The 890-nt window shown below is 64.8% G+C and carries 1 protein-coding gene; it reads left to right on the top strand.

Going from position 1 to position 890, the window contains the following annotated elements:
- On the top strand, positions 1-890 hold an 890-nt coding region (locus ACESSC_RS09775), incomplete at both ends, for an arginine deiminase (protein WP_373162749.1).

Here is an 890-nt window from a genome sequence, read left to right as displayed (position 1 = left end):
ATGCCGCAGATCGTCCGCGAGAAGCTGGACTCCATCGAGGACAACCTCGAGTTCGTCAAGAAGACCATGGCCGGCATGACCAAGGCCGAGATCGACATGCCCCTCACGGCGTCCACGACCCTCGACTCCCTGGTCAACTCCGAGTCCGAGTCCGACCTGATCATCGACCCGATGCCCAACCTCTACTTCACCCGCGACCCGTTCGCGGTCGTCGGCGAGGGCGTCAACCTCAACCGCATGTACTCGGTCACCCGCAACCGCGAGACCCTGTACGGCAAGTACGTCTTCAAGTACCACCCCGACTACAAGGACGTCTCCCTGTACTTCCGCCGCGACTGCCAGTTCCACACCGAGGGCGGCGACGTGCTGAACATCAACGAGAAGACCCTCGCCGTCGGCATCTCCCAGCGCACCCAGGCCGCCGCGATCGACGTCATGGCCCAGAACATCTTCTGGAACTCCGACTCCAAGGTCGAGCGCATCCTGGCCTTCGACATCCCCGTCTCGCGCGCCTTCATGCACCTCGACACGGTCTTCACCCAGATCGACGTCGATAAGTTCACGATCCACCCCGCCATCATGGGCACCCTGCGCGTCTACGAGCTGACCGCCGGCAAGAACCCGGGCGACGTGAACATCCGCCTGATCGAGGACACCCTCGAGCACGTCCTGGAGGACGCCACCGGCGTCGACCAGGTCAAGCTGATCCCCTGCGGCGGCGGCGACCCGATCGCGGCCTCCCGCGAGCAGTGGAACGACGGCTCCAACACCCTGTGCGTCGAGCCCGGCAAGATCTGCGTCTACGCCCGCAACACCGTCACCAACGACGTGCTGTACAAGGAGGGCCTGGACCTTCTCGTCGTGCCCTCCGCCGAGCTCTCCCGCGGCCG

The organism is Collinsella aerofaciens (assembly GCF_964243765.1).
Lineage (GTDB): Bacteria > Actinomycetota > Coriobacteriia > Coriobacteriales > Coriobacteriaceae > Collinsella > Collinsella aerofaciens_BU.
Note: the sequence above shows the minus strand (reverse complement) of the source record. Positions and strands in the feature narration are given on the sequence as shown.